The 8,848-nt window shown below is 73.0% G+C and carries 5 protein-coding genes; 4 read left to right on the top strand and 1 reads right to left on the bottom strand.

Annotated features, from left to right (window positions below; genetic code table 11):
* Positions 1-27: 27 nt before the first annotated feature.
* The 4 genes from ABZ449_RS41025 to ABZ449_RS41010 all read left to right on the top strand — a co-directional run bounded on the left by ABZ449_RS41025 (position 28) and on the right by ABZ449_RS41010 (position 7,734).
* Positions 28-5,343 carry an amino acid adenylation domain-containing protein gene (locus tag ABZ449_RS41025; RefSeq protein WP_360356985.1) on the top strand — a complete coding sequence of 1,772 codons (5,316 nt, stop codon included), beginning with the start codon at positions 28-30 and terminating at the stop codon, positions 5,341-5,343.
* A gap of 116 nt (positions 5,344-5,459) precedes the next feature.
* Complete coding sequence (locus tag ABZ449_RS41020; RefSeq protein ID WP_360356983.1) at positions 5,460-5,846, top strand: GntR family transcriptional regulator; 387 nt, start codon at positions 5,460-5,462, stop codon at positions 5,844-5,846.
* Between the two features lie 14 nt (positions 5,847-5,860).
* On the top strand, positions 5,861-6,745 hold the full coding sequence (locus ABZ449_RS41015; protein ID WP_360356980.1) for an ABC transporter ATP-binding protein: 885 nt from the start codon (positions 5,861-5,863) through the stop codon (positions 6,743-6,745).
* Positions 6,742-7,734, top strand: coding sequence for an ABC transporter permease subunit (locus ABZ449_RS41010; RefSeq protein WP_360356977.1), 993 nt, complete (start codon positions 6,742-6,744; stop codon positions 7,732-7,734). Before ABZ449_RS41015 ends, ABZ449_RS41010 begins: the two co-directional genes overlap by 4 nt.
* Before the next feature lie 31 nt (positions 7,735-7,765).
* On the opposite strand, the gene ABZ449_RS41005 is transcribed toward ABZ449_RS41010, so the two are convergent.
* A partial coding sequence (locus ABZ449_RS41005; RefSeq protein ID WP_360356974.1) for a dihydrolipoamide acetyltransferase family protein occupies positions 7,766-8,848 on the bottom strand: 1,083 nt, incomplete at its 5' end.

Genomic DNA, 8,848 nt, shown 5'->3' with positions numbered 1-8,848 from the left:
GATCCGGCGGTGTCGGCGCACCTGGCGATGGCCGCTACGACGGCGCCCGGGGTGTCGGTGGAGCCGGGCGCGCTGGCGTACGTGATCTACACCTCCGGCTCGACCGGCACGCCGAAGGGTGTGGCGGTGACGCACGGCGGTCTGGCGAACTACGTCGCCTCGGCGCCCGAGCGGGTGGGCTTTGGTGCTGGCCGGTACGCGTTGTTGCAGGCGCAGGCGACGGACCTGGGTAACACGGTGGTGTTCGCGAGCCTGGCCACTGGCGGCGAGCTGCACGTCCTGGACGCGGACGCGGTGACCGATCCGTCGGCGGTGGCCGGTTATCTGGCGGAGCACCGGATTGATTTCGTGAAGGCGGTGCCGTCGCATCTGGGGGCTCTGGCGGCGGCCGGTGGTGCGGGGCAGGTGCTGCCGGCGCGGTCGCTGGTGTTCGGTGGCGAGGCCGCTTCTCCCGCCCTGGTGGGCGAGGTTCTGGCGGCGGCCGGTGGGTGTGGGGTGTTCAATCACTACGGTCCGACCGAGGCGACGATCGGTGTGGCGACGACCCGGTTGACCTCGGAGCTGACGGCTACCGGTGTGGTGCCGATCGGCCGTCCGATCGCGAACACCCGCCTGTATGTGCTGGATGACCGTTTGTGCCCGGTGGCGCCGGGTGTGGTGGGTGAGTTGTACATCGCGGGTGCGGGTCTGGCGCGGGGTTACGTGCGCCGGCCGGGTCTGACCGCCGAGCGGTTCGTGGCGGACCCCTTCACCGGCGGGCGCCTTTACCGCACGGGTGACCGGGCGCGTTGGACGGCGGATGGCCAGGTGGTGTTCCTGGGCCGCGCGGACGACCAGGTGAAGGTGCGTGGCTTCCGGGTGGAGCCGGGTGAGGTCCAGGCCGTGATCGCCGGGCACCCGGCGGTCGCCCAGGCCGCTGTGGTCACTCGCGAGGACGTGCCGGGTGACGTGCGTCTGGTGGCGTATGTCGTCGCAGTCGCGGACGAGGCCGGGCTGCCGGAGTCGGTGCGTGCGTTCGTCGGCGAGCGGCTGCCCGGGCACATGGTGCCGTCGGCGGTCGTCGTGCTGGACGTGCTGCCGTTGACCGGCAACGGCAAGCTCGACCGCCGTGCCCTGCCCGCCCCGACCCACACGGCGGGCGCGGGCCGGGAGCCGGTCACGCCCCAGGAGCGGGCCCTGTGCGACGCGTTCGCGCAGGTCCTCGGGCTGGAGAAGGTCGGCGTCGACGACGACTTCTTCGCCCTGGGCGGCCACTCGCTGCTGGCGATGCGGCTGGTCAGCCGGATCCGCACGGCGCTGGGCGCGGAGCTGCCGCTGCGGGCGCTGTTCGAGACGCCCACGGCGGCCGGCCTCGCCGGCCGGCTCCCGGATGCGGGCCGGGCCCGGACCGCGCTGGTCGTCGGCGTGCGCCCCGAGCGGATCCCGCTGTCGTTCGCCCAGCGTCGGCTGTGGTTCATCGGCCAGCTGGAGGGCCCGAGCGCGACCTACAACATCCCGATCGCGATGCGGCTGTCCGGCGCGATGGACGACGCAGCGCTGGGCGCGGCGCTGCGCGATGTGCTCGCCCGCCACGAGGTGCTGCGGACGGTGTTCCCGGCCGAGGACGGTCACCCCCGTCAGCAGGTGGTGGAGACCGACCGTCTGGCGTGGGTACTGCAGGTGGTCGAAACGGACCCGGCGGACCTGGCCGACGCCGTACGAGGGGCCTCCGAGTACGCCTTCGACCTGTCGGCTGAGGTTCCGTTCCGGGCCTGGCTGTTCACCAGTGGTCCGGACGAGTGCGTGCTCGTCCTGGTCCTCCACCACATCGCAGGCGATGCGTGGTCGAGGGGTCCGCTGGCCCGGGACATCGCTACCGCCTACGCGGCGCGACTGGAGGGCCGGGCGCCCGAGTGGGAGCCGCTGCCGGTGCAGTACGCGGACTACGCCCTCTGGCAGCGCGAGCTGCTCGGCGAGACGGACGACCCGGAGAGCCTGCTCTCCCGCCAGGTCGCCCACTGGCGCGAGGCGCTGGCCGGCATACCCGAGGAGCTTGAGCTTCCGTTCGACCGCCCGCGTCCGCCGGTGGCGAGCTACCGGGGGCACGGTGTGCCGCTGGAGGTCCCCGCGGAGGTGCACCAGAAGCTGGTGGAGCTGGCGCGGGCCGAGGGCGTGACGCTGTTCATGGTGCTGCAGGCCGCGCTCGCGGTGCTGTTCTCGCGCCTGGGCGCGGGCACGGACATCCCGATCGGCGTGGCGGTGGCCGGGCGGACCGACGAGGCGCTGGACGACCTGGTCGGGTTCTTCGTCAACACGCTGGTGATGCGCACCGACCTGTCCGGGGACCCGAGCTTCGCGCAGGCGCTCTCCCGGGTGCGGGAGGCGGGCCTGGGGGCGTTCGCCCACCAGGACGTGCCGTTCGAGCTGCTGGTGGAGGAGTTGGCCCCGGCCCGGTCGCTGGCGCGCCACCCGCTGTTCCAGACGATGCTGACGGTGCAGAACACGGCGCGGGCCACGGCGAGTCTGCCGGGTCTGCGGTCGCGGGGAGTGGCGGCGGACCTGCCGGTCGGGATGTCGACGGCGAAGTTCGATCTGGACGTGTCGGTCGGCGAGGCCCTGGACGCCGAGGGCCGTCCGGCGGGTCTGCGCGGTGCGCTCAACGGCGCGGCGGACCTGTTCGACCGGGCCTCGGTGGAGCGGCTCGCCGAACGCTGGGTGCGGGTGCTGACGGCGGTGGCCGCCGACCCGCGGCTACCGCTGAGCGCGGTGGACGTGCTCGGTGGGGGTGAGCGGCAGCGGCTGCTGACGGAGTGGAACGACACCGCGACCGACGTGTCGGCCGGGACCCTGCCGGAGCTGTTCGAGGCGCAGGTGGCGCGCACCCCGCAGGCGGTGGCGGTGGCGGGTGACGGCGTCGAGCTGTCGTACGCCGAACTGGACGGCCGGGCGAGCCGGTTGGCGAGGCTGCTGGCGGGCCGGGGCGTCGGACCGGAGTCGGTGGTCGCCGTCTGCATGGGGCGCGGTGCCGACCTGGTGGTGTCGCTGCTGGCGGTGCTCAAGGCGGGCGGCGCCTACCTGCCGGTGGATCCCGGCTATCCGGCCGACCGGATCGCCTATGTGCTCCGGGACGCGAACGTGGCGTTGGTGCTGTCGTCGACGGCGAGTGCCTCGGTGCTGCCGGAGTCGGACGTGCCGGTGCTGCTGGTCGACGAGCCGTCGGTGGTGGCCGAGTGGGCTGTACCGGACGGCAGGGTGTCGACCGGAGCGCTGTCGCCGGAGCATCCCGCGTATGTGATCTACACCTCCGGTTCGACGGGTGTGCCCAAGGGCGTCGCCGTCACCCATGCCGGTGCGGTGAACCTGCTGACGGTCGACGGCTGGAACACGGGCCCGGGCGACCGGGTGCTGCAGTTCGCGTCGGTGGGCTTCGACGCGGCGACCTGGGAGCTCCTGATGGCGCTGTGGTCGGGCGCCTGCCTGGTGGTGGCGCCGTCCGACCGGCTGCTGCCGGGCGCGGGGCTGGAGCAGGTGGTGGCGCGGCACGGGGTGACGCATCTGTTGCTGCCGCCTGCGGTGCTGGGGGTGCTCGACGCGTCGGCTCTGGAACCGGTGACGACGCTGTTCTCGGGCGGCGAGGCGCTGGGGCCGGAGCTGGTGGCGAAGTGGGCGCCGGGCCGACGGTTCGTCAACGCGTACGGCCCGACCGAGATCACGGTCTGTGCGACGATGGCCGGTCCGCTGGCACCGGGGGACGAGCCGAGCATCGGCCGGCCCAACGCCAACACCCGGGTGTACGTGCTGGACGAGTTCCTGCGGCCGGTCGCCCCCGGCGTGGTCGGCGAGCTGTACGTCGCGGGGGCCGGAGTGGCCCGCGGGTACCTGGGCCGGCCGGGGCTGACCGCGCAGCGGTTCGTGGCTGACTCCTTCGGGGCCGCGGGCTCGAAGATGTACCGCACCGGAGACCGGGCGCGCTGGACGGCCGACGGGCGGCTGCTGTACTCCGGCCGGGCGGACGACCAGGTGAAGATCCGCGGGTTCCGGATCGAGCCGGGTGAGGTCCAGTCGGTGCTGGTCGAGCACCCGGAGGTCGCTCAGGCGGCCGTCGTGGTGCGTGAGGACACCCCCGGCGACAAGCGCCTGGTCGGCTATGTCGTCCCCGCCGACGGCAGCGCCGCGGTGGGTGGGGCCGGCGAGGCGCTGGCCGGCGCCGTGCGCGGCCTGGCCGCCGAGCGGCTGCCGGACTACATGGTGCCGTCAGCGGTGGTGGCGCTGGAGGCACTGCCGTTGACGTCGAACGGCAAGCTGGACCGCCGCGCCCTGCCCGCGCCCGCGTACACCGCGGTCGCCGCCGCGGCGGTGGGCCGCGGGCCCGCCACCGCACTCGAGGCCGTGCTGTGCGAGGAGTTCGCCGCGGTGCTCGGCGTGGCGTCGGTCGGGGTCGAGGACGACTTCTTCCGGCTCGGCGGGCACTCGCTCCTCGCGGTCACGCTGGTGGCGCGGCTGGAGGCGCGCGGAGTGACGGTCTCGGTACGGAACCTGTTGGCCACCCCGACCGTCGGCGGGCTGATGAACGGGATGAGTCTGGCCTCGGTGCAGGACGCGATGGGCGTGCTGCTGCCGATCCGCACCCGGGGGAGCCGGCCGCCGTTCTTCTGCGTCCACCCCGGCGGCGGGCTGAGCTGGTCCTACATGCCGCTGGCCCGCTTCGTCCCGGAGGACGTCCCGCTCTACGGCTTGCAGGCCCGCGGTGTCGACGGCGCGGGCGAGTACGCGCGCTCGGTCCGGGAGATGGCGGCGGACTACGCCGCGCAGATCCGCACCGTGCAGCCGACCGGTCCGTATCACCTGCTGGGCTGGTCGTTCGGCGGGATCCCGGTGCACGAGATCGCCGTCCAGCTGCGGGCCGCCGGTGAAGAGGTGGCGGCCCTGGTGATCATGGACGCCTATCCTGCGCCGCCCCGTCCGGACGGTGAGTCCGCCGACCGGGACCGGCGGTCCGTCGACGCCGGCGTCCTCGAGGACGACGGGAAGCTGGCCCCGGTCATGGAGCGGATGCGTCGCGAGGCGGGCCAGGCGCTCGGCGCGATCTCGGACGAGGAGTTTCGGCGCCTGGCGCAGGTCTTCGTCAACAACAGCCTGCTCCGGCAGGAGCACGCCCCCGGCCGGTTCGACGGGGACGCGCTGGTGCTCGTCGCGGCGGAGGGCCGACCCGACGGCGCGCCGACCGCCGACAACTGGAAGCCCTTCGTGTCCGGGGAGATCACGGCGGTCCAACTGCCGTGCACGCACTCCGACATGATCCGGCCCGACATGCTGGCGGCGGTGTGGTCGGCGGTCTCCGACTGGCTGGGGCCGGAGGGCTGACGAGACGTCGTACCACCGCCGCAGTGCCCGGACCCGGGATGCCCGGTCCGGGCACTGTGGCGTTCGGTTTCCTGGGCCGGATTGAATGGATAGCCTAGGAACCTAGATGAAGAGAGATGATGGTGATCGAGTTCCACCTGAGTGCGCGTTCGGGCGTCGCGCCGTACATGCAGCTGGTTCAGCAGGTGCGCCAGGCGCTGCGCCTGGGCGTGCTGGCCGAGGGTGACCAGCTGCCCACGGTCAAGGACGTCGTGGCCAAGGTGGCGATCAACCCCAACACCGTGCTCAAGGCGTACCGGGAGCTTGAGCACGAGGGCCTGGTCGCGCCCCGCCCCGGGAAGGGCACCTTCGTGACCAGGACACTCAGCGACGCTTCTCTGGCCGCGCACGAGCCGCTGCGGGAAGACCTGCGCGAATGGCTCGCCAAGGCCCGGAGAGCCGGCCTGGACGAGGAGAGCATCGAGGCCTTGTTCACGACCACCTTTCGAACCACCAGTAAGTAGGAACCATGACCGCCATGCTGGAAGCCAGCGGGTTGAGCAAGCTGTACGGGCGCCACGAGGCGCTGAGCGACTGCACGTTAAGCGTTCCGGCGGGTCGCGTGGTCGGCTTGGTCGGCGCCAACGGCGCCGGGAAGACCACCCTGCTGAAAATGGCCTGCGGACTGGTGGCACCGACCTCGGGAACCATCAAGGTCCTCGGCGAGTCTCCTGCGGCCGACGCGGCGCAGCTGGCGAAGGTGGGCTACGTCGCCCAGGACACGCCCGTCTACGCCCGGCTGTCCGTCGCCGACCACCTGCGCCTGGGAGCGCGCCTCAATCCGAGCTGGGACCACGGCCTGGCGGAACGCCGGATTCGGCAGCTGGGCCTGAATCCGGCCCAGCGGGCCGGCACGCTCTCCGGTGGCCAGCGCGCCCAACTCGCGTTGGCGCTGGCCGTCGCCAAGCTGCCCGAGCTGCTGATCCTCGACGAGCCGGTGGCCAGCCTGGACCCGCTGGCCCGGCGCACGTTCCTGCGGAACCTGATGGAGTACGTCGCCGAGCACTCCGCCGGCGTGGTGCTCTCCTCACACCTGGTCGCCGACCTGGAACGGGTCTGCGACTACCTCGTCGTGCTGGCCGGCTCCCGGGTCCGGCTCGCGGGCGAGGTCGACGAGCTGCTCGCCACGCACGTCCGGATCACCGGCCCCCGGCGCGATCCCGGAACCCTTCCGACGGGGGTGGAGGTCATCCAGGCCGACCACACCGACCGGCAGAGCACCTTCATCGTGCGGACCGACACCCCGATCGACGACTCGAACTGCAGTGTGGGCGAGCTGAGCCTGGAGGACCTGGTCCTCACCTACATGGCCCAGGCAGCCACCGAACCCGGCCATGGAATCCTCTCGGAGGCAGCGCGATGATCTGGCTGACCTGGCGTCAGCACCGCTCCCAGATCGTGGTGGCCTTCGCCGCCCTCGGCGCGGTCGCCATCACCCTTGCGATCACCGGGGTGCAGCTGCGGCACTCCTATGACGACACCCTCGCCGGTTGCCGGGCCCATGGCGGCTGCGGAACCGCGCTGGCCGCGTTCGGGTCGCAGTACGGCCTTCTGGAGACCTACGTCAGCGCCGTGCTGATCGCGGTTCCCGGTCTGATCGGCGCCTTCTGGGGCGCTCCCTTGGTCACCCGCGAGCTGGAGACCGGTACCTACCAACTGGCGTGGAGCCAGAGCGTGCCCCGGACCCGCTGGCTCGTCGTCAAGCTCGGCTCGGTCGCTGCGGCCGGCATGGCCGCCAGCGGCCTGCTCTCCCTGCTGGTGACGTGGTGGGCGGGCCCGCTCGACCACGCCCACGCGGACCGGTTCACACCGGAGGCGTTCGCCGCCCGCGGTGTGGTCCCCATCGGCTATGCCGCCTTCGCCGTGGCCCTCGGCGTCGTCAGCGGTGTGCTGATCCGCCGTACCGTGCCGGCCATGGCCGTGACGCTCGCCGTCTTCGCCGCCGTGCAGATCGTCATGCCGCTGGCGGTCCGTCCGGTCCTGATGCCGCCGGCCCGCAGCACCGTGGCGCTCGACGCCGGCACCCTCGCCGCCGCGAGCAGCATCGAGGTGAGGGGCAGCGGCAGCGACAGCCGCCTCTACGTGGGCCTCTCCCACCCCGACTCCTGGGTCCTGTCCAAGGACCCGGCCGTCGACCCGGCGGGCCGGGCGTACCAGGGGGCGGAGTCCTGTCTGGCGGCCGGGCAGGCGCAGTTCACGGCCTGTGTCGCCGAGGCGGGTCTCCAGCAGGCGGAGACCTATCAACCCGCCGACCGCTACTGGAGGTTCCAGTGGTTCGAAGCTGCGATCTTCCTCGCCCTCGCCGGCGGGCTCGCCGGTCTCGGACTCTGGGCCGTACGCCGACTGGAGTGAGCGGACCGGCTCCCCCGGGCGGGGGCGCCGGTCAATGCCGCAGCAGCAGGGCGGGTTGCTCGACCAGGTCGGCGACCAGGCGCAGGAACCCGCCGGCCGTGCCGCCGTCGCAGACGCGGTGGTCGAAGGTCAAGGACAGCTGGGTGACCTGGCGGACCGCCAACTGCCCGTCGTGCACCCAGGGCTTGGGGGTGATCCGGCCGACGCCGAGCATCGCCGCCTCGGGGTGGTTGATGAGCGGGGTGGAGCCGTCGACGCCGAAGACGCCGTAGTTGTTGAGCGTGAAGGTGCCGCCGGTCAGCTCCGCCGGAGTGAGCGAGCCGGCCCGCGCGGACTCCGTCAGTCGGGCCAGTTCCTCGCCGAGTCGCTCCAGCCCGAGCAACTGCGCGTCCCTGACCACCGGGACCACCAGGCCGCGTTCGCCCTGCGCGGCGAAGCCCAGGTGCACGGCGGAGTGTCGGCGGATGCCGTCGGCCACCACGCTGGCGTTGAGCTCGGGGTAGCGGGTCAGCGCGACGGTGCAGATGCGCGCCAGCAGGGCCAGCACGCTGATCCTGGGGCGGGCGGCGAGGTTCAGCTGCTGCCGCAGCTCCATCAGGCCGGTGGCGTCGGCGTCCACCCAGCACGTGGCGGCGGGGATCTCGTGGTGGCTGAGGGTGAGCTTCTCTGCCACCGCCTTGCGCAGGCCGCGCAGCGGGACGACGTCCTCGGCGGCCGCCACCGCTGCCGGAGCGACGGTCGCCGAGGTGGCCCGCTCGACGTCGGCGCGCATGATCAGGCCGTCCGGGCCGCTGCCGGTCACGGCGGTCAGCTCGATGCCGTTCTCCCGGGCCAGCCGCCGCACCAGCGGCGAGACCACGGCGACCACGGCCGGGGCAGGTTCCATCGGTTCGGGCTCAGGGGCCGGGGTCGACACCCCCACCCGGCGCCGCCGCGCGCCCTTGGCGGCATCCGTCACGCCGTATCCGACGAGCGGCCGCTCGCCGTCGGACCTGGCATCGGCGACTGTCACCAGCGGTGCGCCCACGGCGATCTCCTCGCCCTCCTCGCCGTAGCGGGCGGTGACGACTCCGCCGTAGGGGCAGGGGACCTCCACCACGGCCTTGGCCGTCTC

It is taken from the genome of Kitasatospora sp. NPDC005856, assembly GCF_040629945.1.
Classification (GTDB): Bacteria; Actinomycetota; Actinomycetes; order Streptomycetales; family Streptomycetaceae; genus Kitasatospora.
Note: the sequence above shows the minus strand (reverse complement) of the source record. Positions and strands in the feature narration are given on the sequence as shown.